The 19,549-nt window shown below is 72.5% G+C and carries 12 protein-coding genes, 1 tRNA gene and 1 pseudogene; 8 read left to right on the top strand and 6 right to left on the bottom strand.

Features of this window, described 5'->3' with window-relative positions:
• Window positions 1-176 precede the first annotated feature (176 nt).
• From BIV57_RS06105 to BIV57_RS06095, 3 genes are all read right to left on the bottom strand, one after another.
• The gene (locus BIV57_RS06105; RefSeq protein ID WP_071655624.1) at window positions 177-896 is read right to left on the bottom strand and encodes a hypothetical protein; all 720 of its coding nucleotides are present in this window, start codon (window positions 894-896) and stop codon (window positions 177-179) included.
• A 121-nt stretch (window positions 897-1,017) separates the two neighbouring features.
• Window positions 1,018-2,037, bottom strand: a complete 1,020-nt coding sequence (gene corA, locus BIV57_RS06100) for a magnesium/cobalt transporter CorA (RefSeq protein ID WP_071655623.1) — start codon at window positions 2,035-2,037, stop codon at window positions 1,018-1,020.
• Window positions 2,038-2,104: 67 nt separating this feature from the next.
• Entirely contained in the window at window positions 2,105-3,157 is a 1,053-nt protein-coding gene (locus tag BIV57_RS06095; protein WP_071655622.1) for an LLM class F420-dependent oxidoreductase, read from the bottom strand.
• A 160-nt stretch (window positions 3,158-3,317) separates the two neighbouring features.
• Here BIV57_RS06095 and BIV57_RS06090 point away from each other — a divergent pair, with 160 nt between their 5' ends.
• The 5 genes from BIV57_RS06090 (at window position 3,318) to mshC (ending at window position 7,919) form a co-directional block, all read left to right on the top strand.
• Window positions 3,318-4,295, top strand: a complete 978-nt coding sequence (locus tag BIV57_RS06090; RefSeq protein ID WP_071655621.1) for an aldo/keto reductase — start codon at window positions 3,318-3,320, stop codon at window positions 4,293-4,295.
• A 51-nt stretch (window positions 4,296-4,346) separates the two neighbouring features.
• Window positions 4,347-5,060 (top strand): histidine phosphatase family protein, encoded by a 714-nt coding sequence (locus BIV57_RS06085; RefSeq protein ID WP_071655620.1) that lies wholly within the window; start codon window positions 4,347-4,349, stop codon window positions 5,058-5,060.
• Between the two features lie 61 nt (window positions 5,061-5,121).
• On the top strand, window positions 5,122-5,703 hold the full coding sequence (locus tag BIV57_RS06080; protein ID WP_071655619.1) for a DUF3090 domain-containing protein: 582 nt from the start codon (window positions 5,122-5,124) through the stop codon (window positions 5,701-5,703).
• Complete coding sequence (locus BIV57_RS06075; RefSeq protein WP_079170051.1) at window positions 5,673-6,560, top strand: SCO1664 family protein; 888 nt, start codon at window positions 5,673-5,675, stop codon at window positions 6,558-6,560. Before BIV57_RS06080 ends, BIV57_RS06075 begins: the two co-directional genes overlap by 31 nt.
• A gap of 132 nt (window positions 6,561-6,692) precedes the next feature.
• Window positions 6,693-7,919, top strand: coding sequence for a cysteine--1-D-myo-inosityl 2-amino-2-deoxy-alpha-D-glucopyranoside ligase (gene mshC, locus BIV57_RS06070; RefSeq protein WP_071655618.1), 1,227 nt, complete (start codon window positions 6,693-6,695; stop codon window positions 7,917-7,919).
• Between the two features lie 296 nt (window positions 7,920-8,215).
• Here mshC and BIV57_RS24940 read toward each other — a convergent pair.
• Window positions 8,216-8,302: transfer RNA gene (locus tag BIV57_RS24940), tRNA-OTHER, on the bottom strand.
• 31 nt (window positions 8,303-8,333) lie between these two features.
• The gene (locus BIV57_RS06060; protein ID WP_071655616.1) at window positions 8,334-9,065 is read right to left on the bottom strand and encodes a DUF7873 family protein; all 732 of its coding nucleotides are present in this window, start codon (window positions 9,063-9,065) and stop codon (window positions 8,334-8,336) included.
• 137 nt (window positions 9,066-9,202) lie between these two features.
• Here BIV57_RS06060 and BIV57_RS06055 point away from each other — a divergent pair, with 137 nt between their 5' ends.
• Window positions 9,203-12,886, top strand: coding sequence for an ABC transporter ATP-binding protein (locus tag BIV57_RS06055; protein ID WP_071655615.1), 3,684 nt, complete (start codon window positions 9,203-9,205; stop codon window positions 12,884-12,886).
• A gap of 134 nt (window positions 12,887-13,020) precedes the next feature.
• On the opposite strand, the pseudogene BIV57_RS06050 reads toward BIV57_RS06055, so the two are convergent.
• Window positions 13,021-13,857: pseudogene (locus BIV57_RS06050) on the bottom strand (PAC2 family protein); the annotation flags it as partial.
• Between the two features lie 220 nt (window positions 13,858-14,077).
• Between BIV57_RS06050 and metH the strand changes: the two are divergent.
• On the top strand, window positions 14,078-17,590 hold the full coding sequence (gene metH / locus BIV57_RS06045; RefSeq protein ID WP_071655614.1) for a methionine synthase: 3,513 nt from the start codon (window positions 14,078-14,080) through the stop codon (window positions 17,588-17,590).
• A 261-nt stretch (window positions 17,591-17,851) separates the two neighbouring features.
• Window positions 17,852-19,447: an ABC transporter substrate-binding protein gene (locus BIV57_RS06040; RefSeq protein WP_071655613.1), complete on the top strand. Its 1,596-nt coding sequence runs from the start codon at window positions 17,852-17,854 to the stop codon at window positions 19,445-19,447.
• Window positions 19,448-19,549: the final 102 nt, after the last annotated feature.

Genomic DNA, 19,549 nt, shown 5'->3' with positions numbered 1-19,549 from the left:
CCGGCCAAGCGGGCTTGCCGAAGCAGGGCACACTTCCCGCGCCGCCCGGCACGCACATCTGCGGCGTTGCCCGAGCACGCACGTAAGAACCACGACGAACGAGCTCGGGCGCCTTGCGGCTGCACGCACCGGACGACGCGGAAAGCGCCCCCTACTTCCTGCTTCGCCGAACCCGCTCAGCTCCCGGCGTGCGGCGCCAGCCGCCCCAGCGCGCGGCCGAACTCGATCAGCCGCGCGACCTGCCCGGCCCCGTCCTCGCCCACCGTCTTGCTGAACCGGAACGACTCCTGGCGGAAGCGCGCCCCCGCCAGCCCCTCCTCGCCGCCCGGCGCCGGCACCGCCGTCAGCTCGTGCGGGTTGCCCGTCGCCGCCACCAGGTACGCGCCGCGCTGCGCCGTACGGCCGTCGCCGTCCAGGCCGACCAGCGTGCGCAGGCCGATGTGGCTGATCGAGCCGAGCGGCACCACCTGGAGGGAGGAGTCCAGCAGTTCGCCGTCCCCGCCGCCGACCCCCTGCGCGGGGACCGTCGCACTCGCCCCGACCGGGCCGTCCGCCGCCCCGTCCAGCTCGGCCCACTCGCCGAGCCCCTCGCCCGAGGACCCCAGGTCCTCGCTGTGCCACAGGATCAGCCGGCGATCGTCGAGCACCGCCGCCTCCTGCCACAGCGACGCGCCCTGCTCGCTGATGTCGACGACCCGCTCCAGCGTGAACCCCCGCACCCGGCGCCGCCCCAGCACCCCGCGGACCGCGTCGATGGCCACCTCGGGATGGAGGAAGTAGGCGCGTGCCGCGTCCTCGAAGCGCCGGTGCTCGGACCAGTCCGCCGACGCCGAGGTCGGCGGGAGGACGCCCGCCCGCGCGCGGCGGCTGCGGCTCCGGATCACTCTGCCGAACATTCACCCTTCCCCGACTCGAGCTCGATCCTCCGACCGCTCCAGCCTATCCGGCGCCGCCGACGATCACGCCGGTGCAACCGATCATCCTGGGCCCGGGCCGCAGTTCGGCGTCGGTTCGGCGTCACAGCCAGCCGCTCTTGCGGAACCTCCGGTGCAGCAGCACGCACACCGTCGCCATCAGCGCGATCGCCGCGGGGTAGCCGAACGGCCAGTTCAGCTCGGGCATGTCGCGGAAGTTCATCCCGTAGATGCCGGCGATCATCGTCGGCACCGCCGCCAGGCCGGCCCATGCGGAGATCTTCCGCATGTCGTCGTTCTGCCGCACCCCGATCTGCGCCTGGTTGGCGTCGAGGATGTCCGCGAGCAGCCGGTCGATGCTGTCCACGTGCTCCGCCGCCCGGTGCACATGGTCGGCGACGTCCCGGAAGAACGGCCTTATCTCGTCGGGCACCCAGCGCGCCGCGGTGCTGTCGCCGAGCGGCGCCAGCGCCGAGTTGCCGGCCAGCCGGTCCATCGGACGGGCCAGCGGCGCCACCGCCTTGCGGAACTTCAGCACCTGCCGCTTGAACGCGTAGATGCGGTGCGCCAGGTTGGGCGCCGCGGTCTGGAAGACCTCCTCCTCCAGCTCCTCCAGGTCCTCCTCCAGCTCGTCGGCGGCCTCCAGATGGTGGTCGACGACGAGGTCGGAGATGCCGTAGAGCACCGCGCCGGGCCCGTTGCGCAGCACCTCGGGGCGGGCCTCCAGCTGGGCGCGGAGCGGGCTGAGCCCGGGGCCCTCGCCGTGCCGCACGGTGATCACGAAGGAGTCGCCGACGAACACCATCAGGTCGCCGATCTCCAGGGTCTCGTCCTCGCTCCGGTAGCGGACGGTGCGCAGCACGGTGAAGAGCGAGTCGGAGTACTCCTCCACCTTGGGCCGCTGATGGGACGTCAGGGCGTCCTCGACGGCCAGCGGGTGCAGCCCGTAGGCGCCGGCGAGCCCGGTGAGCTCCTCGGGGGTCGGGTTGTGCAGCCCGATCCACACATAGGCGCCGGGCTCCTGACGCGCGGCCTTCAGCGCCGCGACCGGGTCCTCGCGGGCCCCGGCGGTGCGCCGGCAGCCGTCCTCGTAGAGCGCGCAGTCAACTATCACGCCGGACATTCTTGCCGCAGTCGGCCTGATCATGTCCACGGCTCGACGGGCGCGGACGCGGATGAGGCGGCCCGGGTCAGCCCAGCCCGGCCCGGTCCAGCGCCTCGGCGCCCGCCCGCAGGTTGGCGACCCGCTCCTCCAGGGTCAGCCCGGCCGGGCTGAGGGTGAGAGTGGTCACCCCGGCCTCGGCGTACGCCTTCATCCGGTCGGCGATCCGGTCGGTGGGGCCCAGCAGCGCGGTGCGGTCGATCAGCTCGCGGGGGACGGCCGCGCCGGCGCCGGCGTAGTCCCGGGCGAGGAACTTCTCCTGGATCTCCGCGGCCTCCGCCTCGTAGCCCATCCGCCCGGCGAGCCGGTTGTAGAAGTTCTGCTCGCGGCTGCCCATCCCGCCGATGTAGAGCGCCGAGTAGCCGCGGAACTGGTCGGCGCAGGCGTCCAGGTCGTCGCCGGTGGCGATCGGCACGGTCGGCACCAGGTCGAAGCCGTCCAGGGTCTTGCCGGCCTTCTCCCGGCCCGCCCGCAGCGGGCCCGTCGACAGCTCGGCGAACTCCGGGGCGAAGAAGATGCCCAGCCAGCCGTCGGCGATCCGGCCGGTCTGCTCCAGGTTCTTGGGGCCGATGGCGGCGATGTAGATCGGCAGGGTGTCGCGGACCGGATGCACCGTCAGCTTCAGCGCCTTGCCGGGCCCGTCGGGCAGCGGCAGCGTCCAGTGGGGGCCGTCGTGGACGAGGCGCTCCCGGGAGAGCGCCTTGCGGACGATCTCGACGTACTCGCGGGTGCGGGCGAGCGGCTTGTCGAAGCGGACGCCGTACCAGCCCTCGGAGACCTGCGGCCCGGAGACGCCGAGGCCGAGGCGGAAGCGGCCGCCGGAGAGGGCGTCCAGGGTGGCGGCGGTCATCGCGGTCATCGCCGGGGTGCGCGCCGGGATCTGGAAGATCGCCGAGCCGATGTCGATCCGGGTGGTCTGCGCGGCCACCCAGGAGAGCACGGTCGCCACGTCGGAGCCGTAGGCCTCGGCGGCCCAGCACACCGCGTAGCCGAGGCGCTCGGCCTCCTGGGCGACCGCGAGGTGGTCGGCGTTGCTCGCGGCGTCGCCGCCGAAGTAGCCGAGGTTGATGCCGAGCCGCATGGGTCCTCCGGAGGGTCGGGGTCCGCGATCATCCTTGATCACTACTGTGCGGTAACCAGTGCCGCGGGCCCGAGCGTAGCCGCTGCGCGGCGGCACGCCAACGCCCCGCGGGTCGCACGGTTGTTGGTACCGGGCCCCTCCACCGATACGCTCACCCCCCATGGAGCAGCGACACCTCGGGCGCACCGGGTTGCGCGTGTCCCGCCTCGGGCTGGGGACCATGACCTGGGGGCGTGGCACCGGAGAGCAGGAGGCCGCCGACCAGCTCAAGCTCTTCGCGGACGCGGGCGGCACGCTGGTCGACACCGCCGACGTGTACGCCGACGGCGGCGCCGAGCACCTGCTGGGACGGCTGATGGCCGACCTGGTGCCGCGCTCCGAGCTGGTCGTCGCCACCAAGGCGGGCTACGGCAGCGGCGGCGACCGGCGCTTCGACACCTCCCGGCGCCATCTGCTCGCCGCGCTGGACGCGTCGCTGGACCGCCTCGGCACGGACTACGTCGACCTGTGGCAGGTGCACGCCTGGGACCCGGAGACGCCGCTGGAGGAGACGCTCCAGGCGCTCGACACCGCGGTCTCCTCGGGACGGGCGCGCTACGTGGGGATCTGCGGCTTCTCCGGCTGGCAGCTGGCCAAGGCGGCGACCTGGCAGCTCGCCGGCCCGGGCCGGGTGCGGCTGGCCACCTGCCAGATGGAGTACTCGCTGCTGGAGCGCGGCATAGAGCGCGAGCTGCTGCCCGCGGCGCTCGACCTGGGGGTCGGGCTGCTCGCGGCGTCGCCGCTGGGGCGCGGGGTGCTCACCGGCAAGTACCGCAGCACGGTGCCGGAGGGGTCGCGTCTGGACGGCGACCTGGCGCCGTTCGTCGAGCAGTACCTCGACGAGGAGTCCCGCGGCATCGTGGACGCGGTCGCGACGGCGGCGGACGGCCTGGCGACGACCCCCCTCCAGGTGGCCCTCGCCTGGGTCCGCGACCGCCCCGGGGTGGTCGCGCCCCTGGTCGGGGCCCGCACGGCGCGCCAGCTGGAGTCGGCGCTGGACGCGGAGCGCCTGGTGCTGCCCGAGGAGATCCGGCGGGCGCTGGACGATGTCTCCGCGCCGTCGGTGTCGTACCCGGACGCGGGCTTCGGCGCGGCGTAGCGGCGGGCCGAGCCCGCCCGGTACCCGTACCGAGCCCGTAACCTGGACGGTATGCCCACCGTCCTCCTCGTACGACACGGACGTTCTACCGCCAACTCCTCAGGGACGCTCGCCGGTTGGACGCCGGGCGTCTCGCTGGACGACCGCGGCCGCGCCCAGGCCGACGCGCTCGCCGCCCGCGTCACCGACGCGGGCCTGCCCCTGAGCGCCCTCGTCACCAGCCCCCTCGACCGCTGCCGGCAGACCGTCGCCCCGCTCGCCGCCGCCACCGGCCTCGCCCCGCACACCGACGAGCGCGTCGGCGAGTGCCACTACGGCGACTGGACCGGCCGCGACCTGCGCGACCTCGCCAAGGAGCAGCTGTGGGACACCGTCCAGCAGCACCCCTCCGCCGCCGTCTTCCCCGGCCCCGACGGCGAGTCGATGCGCGGCATGCAGCAGCGCGCCGTGGACGCCGTCCGCGACTGGAACGCCCGGATCGCCGCCGAGCACGGCCCCGAGGCCGTCTACCTGGTCTGCTCGCACGGCGACGTCATCAAGGCGATCGTCGCCGACGCGCTCGGCCTGCACCTCGACCTCTTCCAGCGGATCGGCGTCGAGCCCGGCTCGCTCACCGCCATCCGCTACTCCGCGCTGCGCCCCTTCCTGCTGCGCCTCTCCGACCTCGGCGACCTCCGCGGGCTCATCCCGCCGTCGCCGCCGGCCTCCGCCGCGAAGGGACCCGAGGACGCCGTGGTGGGCGGCGCCACCGGCAGCACCCCGTAGCCACTCAGTAGGGTGAGCCGAGGAAGCGAGAGACATCCACCACGGGACATCGGAGCAGCGCGTGCCTCGCCAGGTCTACTACTACGACCCACCCGAGCGGTTCATCGCCGGCACCATCGGAGAGCCCGGCCACCGCGTGTTCTACCTCCAGGCCAGCAGCCGTGGGCGGGTCACCAGCGTCGCCCTTGAGAAGCAGCAGGTCGAGGCGCTCGCCGAGCGCATCGACACGCTCCTCGACGAGGTGCTGCGCCGCAGCGGCGGCACCGCGTCCGTCCCGGCCGTCGCCCCCTCCGAGCTGCTCGACACCGCGCCCCTGGACCAGCCCGTGGACGAGGAGTTCCGAGTCGGCACCATGGCCCTGGCCTGGGACTCCAGCGAGGAGCGGGTGCTGGTCGAGGCGCAGGCCATGGTGGAGATCGACGAGGACGACGACGATCCGGCCACCACCGAGGAGCAGCTGCTGGAGGACGACGAGAACGGCCCGCCGCTGCTGCGGGTCCGCCTCAGCGGGGCGATGGCCCGCGTCTTCGCCAAGCGGGCGCTGGAGCTGGTCGCCTCCGGGCGGCCGTCCTGCCCGTTCTGCAGCCTGCCGCTCGACCCGGAAGGACATGTGTGCCCGCGCCAGAACGGATACCGCCGCTGAAGACCGAGGAGATCGAGGACGGGGCCGCCGCGCTGGAGCTGCTGCGCCACGGCCGGCTGACCGTGGAGGGCCGGCTGCGCGACGCGTCCAACGCGACGCTGTACTGCGCGGTGGAGCACGAGGGCCGCTCGGCGCACGCCGTGTACAAGCCGGTCGCGGGGGAGCGGCCGCTGTGGGACTTCCCGGACGGGACGCTGGCGCGGCGCGAGACGGCGGCGCGGGTGGTCTCCGAGGCGACGGGGTGGGGGCTGGTGCCGCCCACCGTGCTGCGCGAGGAGGGGCCGTACGGCGAGGGGATGGTCCAGCTCTGGATCGACGAGCCCGGGGAGCCGGAAGGGCCGGAGTCGCCCGACGGCGCGGCGGAGCCGGCCGAGGGCACCCGGCTGCTCGCCCTCTACGAGGGGGAGGATCCGGCGGGGATCGAGGCGGGCTGGCTCCCGGTGGCCCCGGCCGACCTGGGGGACGGCAAGCCCGGGTGGCTGCTGCATGCGGACGATCCGCGGCTGCGGCGGCTGGCGGTGCTGGACGCGGTGATCAACAACGCGGACCGCAAGGGCGGCCATCTGCTGCAGGGGGCGGGCGGCCGGCTGTTCGCGGTCGACCACGGGGTGACGTTCGCGGTGGAGGACAAGCTGCGGACGCTGCTGTGGGGATGGGCGGGACGGCCGCTGGCGGACGAGCACGTGGCGGTGCTGCGGCGGCTGACGGCGGACGGGGAGCTGGCGGGGCGGCTGGGGGAGCTGCTCGCCGCCGAGGAGGTGGCGGCGTTCCGCGGGCGAGTGGCGCGGCTGCTGGACACGGGGGTGCATCCGGAGCCCTCGGGGGAGTGGCCGTCGATTCCCTGGCCGCCCATTTAGCGTCGCGGTTGCGGCGGTGCACGGTTCGCCGCCCTGAACCCCGGCACCCCACCCGGACGGCTGCGCCGTCCAAGGCGGCGCCCGCCGGGGGCCGTCTGGGGAGGAGGGGATGATCCGGTTACTCTCGTAGTCATGTATGCCTGGCCCGCTCCCGAGGTTCCCGCGCTGCCCGGACAGGGCGCCCCCCTCCGCCTCTTCGACACGTCGTCCGGGGAGGTCAGGCCCACTCGGCCGGGCCCCGTTGCCGGCCTCTACGTGTGCGGCATCACCCCCTACGACGCCACCCACATGGGGCACGCCGCCACCTACAACGCCTTCGACCTGGTGCAGCGGGTCTGGCGGGACGCCGGCCACCGCGTCCGCTACGTCCAGAACGTCACCGATGTCGACGACCCGCTGCTGGAGCGCGCCGAGCAGACCGGCGAGGACTGGGTCCACCTCGCCGAGCGCGAAACCCAGCTGTTCCGGGACGACATGACGGCCCTTCGGATGCTCGCCCCCGAGCACTACATCGGCGCCGTCGAGGCCATCCCGCTGATCATCCCGGTGATCCAGCACCTGCTCGACAACGGTGCCGCCTACGACCTGGAGGGCGACGTCTACTTCTCGGTGGACGCCGACCGCCACTTCGGCGAGGTCGCCCACCTGCCCGTCGCCGAGATGCTCGCGCTCTCCGCCGAGCGCGGCGGCGACCCCGAGCGGCCAGGCAAGAAGAACCCGCTCGACGCCCGCCTGTGGATGGCCGCCCGCCCCGGCGAGCCGTCCTGGGAGTCGCCGTTCGGCGCCGGCCGCCCCGGCTGGCACATCGAGTGCGTCGCCATCGCGCTGAAGTACCTGGGGATGGGCTTCGACGTGCAGGGCGGCGGCAGCGACCTGGCCTTCCCGCACCACGAACTGGGCGCCTCGCACGCCCACGCCGAGCAGGGCACCACCCCCTACGCCAAGCTCTACGCGCATGCCGGGATGGTCGGGCTGGACGGCGAGAAGATGTCCAAGTCGCTCGGCAACCTCGTCAAGGTGAGCGAGCTGCGCAAGGGCGGCACCGACCCGGCCGCGATCCGGCTCGCGCTGCTCGCCAACCACTACCGCGCCGACTGGTTCTGGACCGACGACCTGCTGGCCGCCGCCGAGCAGCGGCTGGCCCGCTGGCGCGCCGCCGTCTCCCGTCCGGACGGCCCCTCCGCGGACGCCACGCTGGCCGCCGTCCGCGAGGCGCTCGCGAACGACCTGGACGCGCCGACCGCGCTCGCCGCGATCGACGCCTGGGCCGAGCGCCAGGAGAGCGAGGGCGGCAGCGAGGAGGGCGCCCCGGGCGTCGTCTCGCGCACCGCGGACGCCCTGCTGGGCGTCGCGCTCTGAGCCCTCGCTCAGCGGAACGAGGAGGACCCGGGGGCTGTATCCGGCCCCCGGGCCCGGGGTGCCGCTCACTTGCACACGCCGGCACATTTAAGGGCGCCGATCAGTTTCATGACCCGCGTGCTCCCGTTGCACTACCCCACCGCGTTGGAGGTGGGGGCCGGAGTCGGACCGGCATCTCGGGTCCCGATCGTCAGCGCCCGGACGATCCGGCGATGAGCGGCGAATACTGAGTCTGGAGCAAGAGTCTGACGAGGACGGCGGCTGCCTCTGCCGAGTTGGGCCACCCCCGCGCGAGATGCGGGGAGGAGGATTCGAACCTCCACTTGACCGCCGGGATCAGGACGAGCTTCAGTTTCAGCTTGCGCTCCATGCGCTGCCCCCGCCGGTGTTCTGTCGGCAGGGACGTCTGCGAGGCTACCGCAGCAGCCACTCGAAGAGGGGGCGTCCGGTGTGGCGGTCCTCCACGTCGCGGGAGTTGGCCTCCTCGCGGGCGAACTTCACCGCCTCCTGGAGACGCTCCACCCGGTCCGTCAGCTCGTTGACGCGGCGGGCCGGCAGCGCTCCGGAGAACTTCACCGTCGTCCAGGTGCCCACCGGGACGTCCTCGAAGTACATCTCTACCTGGGCGGGGTGATGCTCCGTCGCCTCCGCCTTCACATGGTTGCGGGGCACCTTCCTGGTGCGCACCGTGCGGACCGGCTCGGTGCGGAAGGCGTCCGAGGACGGGTCCTGCGTCCAGGCCTCCGCGGCGTCCAGCACCGGTAGCTTGCGGACGAAGGTGTGCAGGTCCGTCAGCTGCTTCTCCAGGAAGAGCAGATAGGAGACGGGCACGTCGCGCAGCAGCGGGGCGCCGTCCACCACCACGTCGGCCACCGCCTCGCGGTTGGCCCAGTCCTTGGTCGCGGTGACGTCGAAGAGCCGGGTGAGCACCGCCGCCGTCTCCTTGAGCACCTCCTCGGCGCGCACCTGCACCCGCGTCGACTCGGCCGGCAGCTCCTCGCCGTCCTCGTCCTTGGGCTGGTAGGTGCGCGACAATCCGGCCAGCAGCGCCGGCTTCTGGAGCGCGTGGTGCGCGTCCGTCAACTCCCGGAAGGACGACGCCTTCACGCCCTTCTCCACCGCGATGATCTGGTTCAGCTTCGCCACGGCCCCGACGGTACGGGGCCGGGCGGCCGGGCGACCACCGATTATGCGAAATAACCGGTTGCCCCGCGGGGCTCGGGTTGCAAAGGTCGAGCGGTTTGGCGGCAACGGGGCTGCGACGGCGGAAGGCGGGCGGCGGGATGGGCGCGAAGAACAAGGTCAAGAAGAAACCGGAGCGGTCCTCCGACTGGCTGCGGCGGTTCGCCGGACTCTGCTGGGCGCGGCCGCGGGCCGTGGTGCTGGCCTGCGTCGGGGCGGCGGCCGGGGTCGGGCTGACGGTGACGGTGCCGCTGGTGACCCGCCAGCTGGTCGACCGGGTGATCGACGCGCACGGCGCCGCCCGCGAGTCGGCCGTCCCCTGGCTGGTGCTGCTGGTCGGCCTCGCCGCCGCCCAGTTCGGCGCCTCCTGGGTGCGGCGCTGGTGGGCCGGGCACGTCCAGTGGGGCGTGGAGCGGGACCTGCGCACCCTGCTGCACCGCGCCATCCAGCGGATCGACGGCCGGCGGCTGGACGAGGTCCGCTCCGGGGACGTGCTGAGCCGGGCCGTCAACGATGTGACGGTGGTCAAGGACCTCACCGGCATGCTGCCGCTGCTCGCCCAGAACTTCCTCACCATGCTGCTCGCCCTCGGCGTGATGCTCGCCCTCTCGCCGCTGCTGGCCTGCATCACCCTGCTCGCGGTCCCGCCGATGGTGATCCTCGCCCGGCGCTCCAAGAACCGCATCTACCCCGCCGACAAGGCCGTCCAGGAGCGCACCGGCGACGCCTCGGAGGCGGTCGAGGGCAACATCACGGGTGTCCGGGTGGTCAAGGGCTTCGCCCAGGAGCAGGCCGAGACCGACCGCTACTCCGGCCTCGCCCGGCGGCTCTACGCCGCCCGGGTGTACCGGCGCTTCCTCGCCGCCCGCTACGCCGGGCTGCTGGGCGAACTGGTGCCCGGCACCGCCCGGTTCGGGTCGGTGCTGCTCGGCGGCTGGCTGGTGCTGCGCGGCAGCGTCACGCTGGGCACCTTCGTCGCCTTCACCTCGTACCACAACAACCTGCTGGGACCGGTCCGGATGCTCTCCGGCATGGTCGGCCAGGCCCAGGAGGCCCGCTCCGGCCTCGTCCGGATCTTCGAACTGGCCGACGCCGAGCCCGAGGTGACGGAGGCGGACGGCGCCCGCCCGCTGCCGGACGGGCCGCTGGCCGTGGAGTTCGCCGGGGTGCGGTTCGCCCACGAGCCGGGCGGCGCGCCCGCGCTGGACGGCCTGGACCTGGCGATCGCGCCCGGCGAGACGGTCGCCCTGGTCGGCGCCTCGGGCTCCGGCAAGTCGACCGCGGCCGCGCTGCTGCCCCGCCTCTACGACCCCGACGAGGGCGCCGTCCGGCTCACCGCCGGCGGCGCGGCGCCGATGGACCTGCGCGAGCTGACGCTGGACTCGCTGCGCGCCTCGATCGGCATGGTCTTCGAGGAGAGCCTGCTCTTCTCCGAGTCGGTGCGCGACAACATCCGCTTCGGCCGCCCGGACGCCGGCGACGCCGAGGTGGAGGCCGCCGCCCGGGCCGCCGCCGCGGACGGCTTCGTCCGGGCCCTGCCGGACGGCTACGGCACCGTCCTGGGCGAGCAGGGCATGACGCTCTCCGGCGGGCAGCGGCAGCGCATCGCGCTGGCCCGGGCGCTGCTGGTCGACCCCCGGCTGCTGATCCTGGACGACGCCACCTCCGCCGTCGACCCGAAGGTGGAGGCGGAGATCCACGCCACGCTGCGGGACCGGCTGGAGGGCCGCACGGTGCTGCTGATCGCGCACCGCACCTCCACCCTGCACCTCGCCGACCGGATCGCCGTGCTGGAGGGCGGCCGGCTGCTGGACATCGGCACCCACGAGGAGCTGACCGCCCGTTCGGCGCGCTACCGGGAGCTGGTGCACGGCGAGCTGGCGGACGACGGGCCGGAGTCGGCGGAGGTCCCGGTCGAGGTCCCCGCGCCGCGGGAGGAGGCGTCCGGCGCCGCCGCGGAGCCGGACGCCGCGGAGGAGTCCGTCGTCCCGGCGCGCGAGCCCGGCGTCGACGAGGAGCGGGCCCGCGCCGCCGACCCGGACTTCACGCTGCGCCGGATGGTGCGGCCCTACCGGCTGCGGCTGCTCGGCATCGCGCTGCTGCTGATGGCCGACACCGCGCTGCTGATGCTCGCCCCCCGGCTGGTGAGCCTCGCCGTCGACCTGGGCATGCGGAAGCACAGCGTCACGGCGCTGGTCGCGGTCTCCTTCGGGCTGCTCGCCACCACCCTCGCCAACTGGGTGGTGTTCGCCGGCGAGATCAAGGCGATCGCCCGCACCGGCGAGCAGGTCCTCTACGAGCTGCGGATGAAGATGTTCGCCCATCTGCAGCGGCTCGGCCTGGACTACTTCGAGCGGGAGTCGGGCGGCAAGGCCGTCACCCGGATGGTCAACGACATCGCCGCGATCGGCGACTTCCTGCAGAACGCGCTGCTGGACTCGGCGGTCAGCGTGATGCTCTTCCTCGGCGTGCTGGCTCTGATGTTCTCCCTGGACGTCTGGCTCTCGCTGGCCGTGCTGGTGGTGCTGCCGGTGCTGGCGGGGGCGTGCTGGTGGTACGCGCGGATCTCCAAGCGGCAGTACGACAAGGTGCGCACCCAGCTGGGCCGGGTCAACTCCGGCTTCCAGGAGACCATCAACGGGGTGCGGGCCACCCAGGCGTTCGGCCGGCAGCGGGTGAGCGCGGCGCGCTTCGCGGGGCTCGCGGAGCAGCAGCGCACCCTGCAGATGCGCTCGCAGTGGTATCTGACCTGGTTCTTCTCGGCGGTGGAGTTCCTCTCCGACACGACGACGGCGCTGATCCTGGGGGTCGGCGCCTGGCGGGTGGCGAGCGGGACGGCCTCCACCGGCACGGTGGTGGCGTTCCTGCTCTACGTCGGGCTGGTCTTCGGGCCGATCCGGAACGCCTCGCAGATGCTGGACAGCTACCAGCGGGCCCGGGTCGCGCTGGGCCGCTGCCGGGAGCTGCTGCGCGAGCGGCCCAGCCTGACGGAGCCGCAGCGCCCGGCGGCGCTGCCGCTGTTCGGCGCGGGCGGGCGGATGCGCGGCGAGGTGGTGCTGCGCGATCTGCACTACGCGTACGCGGGCGGCGAGAAGCGGGCGCTGGACGGGGTGAGCGCGCGGATCGGCGCGGGGGAGACGGTCGCCGTGGTCGGCGAGACCGGGGCGGGGAAGTCGACGCTGCTGAAGCTGGTGGCGCGGATGTACCTGCCGACGTCCGGCTCGGTGGAGGTGGACTCGGTCGACCTGCGGCGGCTGGACGGGGTCGCCTACCGGCGGCGGATCGGCCTGGTGCCGCAGGAGGCGCACCTGTTCGGGGCGACGGTGCGGGAGGCGATCGCCTACGGCCGCCCGGACGCGAGCGAGGCGGAGGTGCGGGCGGCGGCGGCCGAGGTCGGCGCGGACCGCATGATCACCGGCCTGGACGGCGGGTTCGGGCACCGGCTCGCCGAGCGGGGGCGGAACCTGTCGGCGGGTCAGCGGCAGCTGATCGCGCTGGCCCGGGCCCGGCTGGTCCGTCCGGACCTGCTGCTGCTGGACGAGGCGACGGCGGCGCTGGACCTGGCGACGGAGGCGGCGGTGGGGCGGGCGGTCGACGCGGTGTCGGAGTCGCCGACCACCATCGTCATCGCGCACCGCCTGACGACGGCGGCGCGGGCGGACCGCATCCTGGTGATGGACGGCGGCCGCCTCGTCGAGGAGGGCCGCCACGCCGACCTGGTCGACGCGGGCGGCGTCTACGCCGACCTGTGGTCCGCCTACGAGGACGGCGTCGTCCCCGCCTAGCCTGCGCGGCAGCCGGGTGGGGGGAGCGGGTTCAGGGCGGCGGACCTGTCGCCGCGGCGCGCTGTTCGCCGCCCCTGTGCCCCGGCACCCCACCCGGTGGTTGCGTCCTCGTGAACGTGAGGACGTCAGTCCTCGTTGCGGCGGCGGAGGTACTTCTCGAACTCCTTGGCGATGGCCTCGCCACTCGCCTCGGGGAGTTCCTCCGTGTCCCGGGCCTGCTCCAGCGTGCGGACGTACTCGGCCACCTCGCTGTCCTCCGCGGCGAGCTGGTCGACCCCCGTCTGCCAGGCCCGCGCGTCCTCCGCGAGATCACCCAGCGGCAGCCGCACCTCCAGCAGGTCCTCCAGCCGGCCGAGCAGCCCCAGCGTCGCCTTGGGGTTCGGCGGCTGGGAGACGTAGTGCGGCACCGCCGCCCAGAACGTCACCGCCGGCATGCCGGCGTGCGCGCACGCCTCCTGGAGGACGCCGACGATCCCCGTCGGCCCCTCGTAGCGGCTCTCCTCGACGTTGAGCTCGCGGGCCAGCCCCTCGTCGGACGTCGTCCCCGACACCGGCACCGGACGGGTGTGCGGGGTGTCACCCAGCAGCGCGCCCAGCTGGACGACGAGCTCGACACCCAGCTCGTGGGCGAGCCCCAGCAGCTCGTTGCAGAAGGCCCGCCACCGCATGCTCGGCTCGATGCCGCGGACCAGGACCACGTCCCGCGGCTTCGGCTCGGTGAGCCGCACCAGCGAGAGCCGGGTCGTCGGCCAGGTGATCTTCCGCGTGTCGCCGTCCATCCACACCGTGGGGCGGTTCACCTGGAAGTCGTAGTACTCCTCGCCGTCGAGTGCGGCGAACACCTTGGCGTCCCATTCGCGCTCGAGATGCGAGACCGCGGCCGTCGCCGAGTCCGCGGCGTCGTTCCACCCCTCGAATGCGCACACCATGACGGGATCGATCAGCTCGGGCATGCCTTCGAGCTCGATCACGCGGCGGCTCCCCAACGTCTCTCGGTGCTGGTACGTCCTTGAGCCTACGCGCCCGCGCGCCCGCCCGGGACCACCCCGTTCGGTGTCTCCAGGGTGTCCGGCGACCAATACGACTTAGCCGTCCACGAGTCCCGGTGGCTAGTGTGGACCCCGTGCGCCGCCCCCGCGGTCCGCGCATAGCCGACAGCCGTCGCACCGGAGGAGAGCTCCCTTGTCTGCTTTGTCTGACCTGTCCGCAACGCCGGCCGAGCGCCGGGCCCAGGAAACCCGCGTCGCAGCGCTCCGCGAGGCGCTCTCCACCCGGATCGTCGTCGCCGACGGCGCCATGGGCACCATGATCCAGGCGCAGGACCCCTCGCTCGACGACTTCGAGGGCCACGAGGGCCTCAACGACATCCTGAGCATCTCGCGCCCCGACATCATCCGCGGGGTGCACGACGCCTACTTCGCGGCCGGCGCCGACGCCGTGGAGACCAACACCTTCTCGGCGAACTGGTCCGGCCTCAACGAGTACGGCATCGCCGAGCGGATCGAGGAGGTCGCCGCGGCCGGCGCCCGGGTCGCCCGCGAGGTCGCCGACGGCTACGCCACCGCCGACCGGCCGCGCTGGGTGATCGGCTCGCTCGGCCCCGGCACCAAGCTGCCGTCCCTCGGCCACGCCCCCTACGCGCTGCTCCGCGACTACTACGAGCGCGCCGCCACCGGCCTCGCCGCCGGCGGCGCGGACGCCGTCCTCGTCGAGACCGCCCAGGACCTGCTGCAGATGAAGGCGGCCGTCCTGGGCGTCAAGGCCGCGCTGCGCAAGGCCGGCGTCGACCTGCCCGTCTGGGCGCAGATGGCCTTCCAGACCACCGGCACCATGCTGGTCGGCTCCGAGATCGGCGCCGCGCTCACCGCGCTGGAGCCGCTCGGCATCGAGATGATCGGCCTCAACTGCGAGACCGGGCCCGCCGAGTACAGCGAGCACCTGCGCTACCTCGACCGGCACTCCCGCAACCGGATCTCCTGCATGCCCAACGCCGGGCTGCCCATCCTCGGCAAGGACGGCGCCTACTTCCCGCTCACCGCAGAGGAGATGGCCTCCTACCAGGACCGCTACACCGACGAGTACGACATCACGCTGGTCGGCTCCTGCTGCGGCAGCACCCCCGAGCACACCCGGCAGATCGTCGAGAAGGTCCGCGACAAGGAGGTGCGGCCCCGCACCCCGCGCCCGGAGGCCTCCGCCGCCTCCATCTACCAGTCGGTGCCGTTCCGGCAGGACACCTCCTACCTGGCCATCGGCGAGCGCACCAACGCCAACGGCTCCAAGAAGTTCCGCGAGGCGATGCTGGAGGGCCGCTGGGACGACTGCGTGGAGCTGGCCCGCGAGCAGATCCGCGAGGGCGCCCACCTGCTCGACCTGTGCGTCGACTACGTCGGCCGGGACGGCGCCGCCGACATGGCCGAGCTGGCCGGCCGGCTGGCCACCGCCTCCACGCTGCCCATCGTGCTGGACTCCACCGAGGTGGACGTCATCCGCACCGGCCTGGAGCACCTCGGCGGCCGGGCCGTCATCAACTCCGTCAACTACGAGGACGGCGACGGGCCCGAGTCGCGCTTCGCCCGCGTCGCCACGCTCGCCCGCGAGCACGGCGCCGCGCTGATGGCGCTCACCATCGACGAGGAGGGCCAGGCCCGCACCCCGGAGCACAAGGTGGCGATCGCCGAGCGGCTCATCGCCGACCTGGGCGAGAACTACGGCATCCGCGAGAGCGACATCCTCATCGACTGCCTCACCTTCACCATCTGCACCGGGCAGGAGGAGTCCCGCAAGGACGGCGTCAACACCATCGAGGCGATCCGGGAGCTGAAGCGCCGCCACCCGGACGTGCAGACCACGCTGGGCCTCTCCAACATCTCCTTCGGCCTCAACCCGGCCGCCCGCGTCGCCCTCAACTCCGTCTTCCTCGACGAGTGCGTCAAGGCCGGCCTCGACTCGGCGATCGTGCACGCCGCCAAGATCCTGCCGATCTCCCGGATCCCGGACGAGCAGTACCAGGCCGCCTACGACCTCATCTACGACAAGCGCGCCGAGGGCTACGACCCGCTGCAGAAGGTGCTGGAGCTCTTCGAGGGCGCCACCACCAAGTCGCTGAAGGCCGGGCGCGCCGAGGAGCTGGCCGCCCTGCCGCTGGAGGAGCGGCTGCAGCGCCGCATCATCGACGGCGAGCGCAACGGCCTGGAGGCCGACCTCGACGAGGCGCTCGGCGAGCGCCCCGCCCTGCAGATCGTCAACGAGGTGCTGCTGGAGGGCATGAAGACGGTCGGCGAGCTCTTCGGCTCCGGCCAGATGCAGCTGCCGTTCGTGCTGCAGTCCGCCGAGGTGATGAAGACCGCCGTCGCCTACCTCGAACCGCACATGGAGAAGACCGACGACGCCGGCAAGGGCCGCATCGTGCTCGCCACCGTCAAGGGCGACGTCCACGACATCGGCAAGAACCTCGTCGACATCATCCTCTCCAACAACGGCTACGAGGTCGTCAACATCGGCATCAAGCAGCCGGTGAACGCCATCCTGGACGCCGCCGCCGAGCACGACGCCGACGTCATCGGGATGTCCGGGCTGCTGGTGAAGTCCACTGTGGTGATGAAGGACAACCTCCAGGAGATGAACGAGCGCGGCGTCGCCGAGCGCTGGCCCGTCATCCTCGGCGGCGCCGCTCTCACCCGCGCCTATGTCGAGCAGGACCTGCACGAGCAGTACAGCGGCGAGGTGCGCTACGCCCGGGACGCCTTCGAGGGCCTGCACCTGATGGACGCCCTGATGGCGGTGAAGCGCGGCGTGCCCGGCGCGACCCTGCCGGAGCTGAAGCAGCGCCGGGTGCGGGCCACCGCCGCCGTCGCCGAGCCCGAGCCGGAGGAGGGCGCCGTCCGCTCGGACACCGCCACCGACAACCCGGTGCCGGTGCCGCCGTTCTGGGGCGACCGGATGGTGACGGGCATCCAGCTCGCCGACTACGCGCCCTGGCTCGACGAGCGGGCCACCTTCATGGGCCAGTGGGGCCTGAAGGCATCCCGCAGCGGCGGGCCGAGCTACGAGGAGCTGGTGGAGACCGAGGGCCGGCCGCGGCTGCGCGCCTGGCTGGACCGGATCCGCACCGACGACCTGGTGCAGGCCGCCGTCGTCTACGGCTACTACCCCTGCGTCTCCAAGGGCGACGACGTCATCGTGCTCGGCGAGGACGGCAGCGAGCGCACCCGCTTCACCTTCCCCCGGCAGCGCCGCGGCCGCCGGCTGTGCCTCGCCGACTTCTTCCGCTCGGAGGAGTCCGGAGAGACCGATGTGATCGGATTCCAGACCGTCACCGTCGGCCCGAAGATCTCCGGTGCCACCGCAGAGCTGTTCGAGGCGAACAACTACCGCGACTACCTCGAACTCCACGGACTCTCGGTGCAGTTGGCCGAGGCGATGGCGGAGTACTGGCACGCCCGGGTGCGGAACGAGCTGGGCGTCTCCGGCGAGGACCCGGACGACATGCAGGGCATGTTCGACCTGAAGTATCGGGGCGCCCGCTTCTCGCTCGGATACGGGGCCTGTCCGAATCTCGAGGACCGTGCGAAGATTGCCGAACTGCTGCGTCCGGAGCGCATCGGGGTGACGCTGTCGGAGGAGTTCCAGCTGCATCCCGAGCAGTCCACGGATGCCATCGTGATTCACCACCCCGAGGCAAAGTACTTCAACGCAAGGTGACCTGACGGGGTCCATCGGCAGAGCGTGCGAGACCAGCGTCCGCACGCTCTGCCGCTGCGTCAGCTCCCGGGCATTTACGGACAGTCCACGTAAAGACTTCCCCAACGTTATCTCCGCGTAATGGCAGTGGAATGCGGCCGTTGTCCGCGCTTCACCGCGTCCGCACTAGTGTCCTGTCCTGATCAGTGTCGGAGTGTTGGCTACCCGCTGACCCGATGCGCCCGATCCTGCCCGGGCCCGCCTGACCAAAAGGACCTTGCTATGTCACGCAGCAGAACAATCACGGCACTCGCCGCAGCCGGGACGGCGCTCGCCATGGCGTCGATATCCGCGTGCGGCAGCAGTTCGGGGGGCGGCTCCGGGTCGGGGTCCTCGGGGGGCAAGGGCGGGGTGGTGCTCGGCACCACCGACTCGGTGACCGCCCTCGACCCGGCGGGCGCCTACGACCACGGGTCGTGGGAAATCATCCTGAACGTCTACCAGACGCTGCTGACCATTCCCGCCGGGCAGACGAAGCCGGTTCCGGACGCCGCAAAGTCCTGCGCGTTCACCAACCCCAGCACCTACTCCTGCACGCTGAAGAGCGCTCAGAAGTTCTCCAACGGCGATGCGTTGACGTCCAAGGACGTCAAGTTCACCTTCGACCGCCTCGCGAAGATCAATGACCCGAACGGCCCGGCCAGCATCTTCCAGGGCCTGAAGTCCACCGACGCGCCCAGCCCCACCCAGGTGGTCTTCCACCTCGCCGCGCCGGACGCCACCTTCCCGCAGCGCCTCGCCACCGGCGGCGGCGCGCTCGTCGACGCGAAGGTGTTCCCGGCCGACAAGCTGCTCGCCGACGCCAAGGTCGTCGGCTCCGGGCCGTACCAGGTGAAGAGCTACACGCCCAAGCAGATCGCCCAGTTCACCCCGAACAAGGACTACGGCGGCTCGCTGAAGCTCGCCAACTCCCAGTTCGTCATCCAGTACTTCTCCGAGCCCTCCGCGATGCGCCAGGCCGTCGAGCAGAAGAAGGCGGACATCGCCTACCGGACCTTCTCGCCGACCGACATCAACTCGCTGTCGAAGGAGAGCGCCAAGGGGCTGAAGGTCTACAACAGCCGCGGCACCGAGAAGCGCTACCTCGTCCTGGACAGCAAGAAGGGCCCGACCGCCAAGAAGGCGGTGCGCCAGGCGATCGCCTCGCTGATCGACCGCAATGCCATCGCCAGCAACGTCTGGGACGGCACCGTCAAGCCGCTCTACGGCATGGTCGGCATCGGCGTCGAGGGCCACACCGACCCGTTCAAGCAGCTCTACGGGGCGACCCCGAGCAAGGCCAAGGCCACCGCGCTGCTGAAGACCGCCGGCTACTCGGCCGCCAAGCCGGTGCCGCTGGCGCTCTGGTACACCCCGACCCACTACGGGCCCACCTCGGTCGACGAGTTCACCCTCATCCAGCGGCAGCTCAACGCCTCCGGCCTGTTCAAGGTGAGCCTGCACTCCACCGAGTGGAACCAGTACCAGAAGGACGAGAAGGCCGGGCAGTACCCCGCGTACGAGATCGGCTGGTTCCCGGACTTCCCGGACGCCGACAACGACTACGCGCCCTTCTACTCCAAGGACACCTTCCTCTACACCGGGTACAACAACCCGGCGGTGCAGAAGCTGATCGGCGTGGAGCAGGGCACCACCGACGTCGCCAAGCGCAACGCGGCGTTCACCGCGGCGGAGAAGCTCACCGCCGCCGACGCGCCGATCGTCCCGCTGTGGCAGGGCAACCTCAACGCGGTGGCCAACAACACGGTGTCCGGGGTGCAGCAGGCCCTCGACCCGCAGTTCTTCCGCTTCAACCTGGTGTCCCGGTCCGGGAAGTGACGCCCCGTCGGCGCACGCCGGAACGAACCGCTATCGTGTTCGGACCGTCGTGCGCCGCGGGCCACCCCCGCCCCTCACGCACCCCCAAGCACATCCTGCACG

Source organism: Mangrovactinospora gilvigrisea (genome assembly GCF_001879105.1).
Taxonomy (GTDB): domain Bacteria; phylum Actinomycetota; class Actinomycetes; order Streptomycetales; family Streptomycetaceae; genus Mangrovactinospora; species Mangrovactinospora gilvigrisea.
The sequence above is the reverse complement of the archived record's forward strand: the minus strand, read 5'-3'. Positions and strand labels throughout refer to the sequence as shown.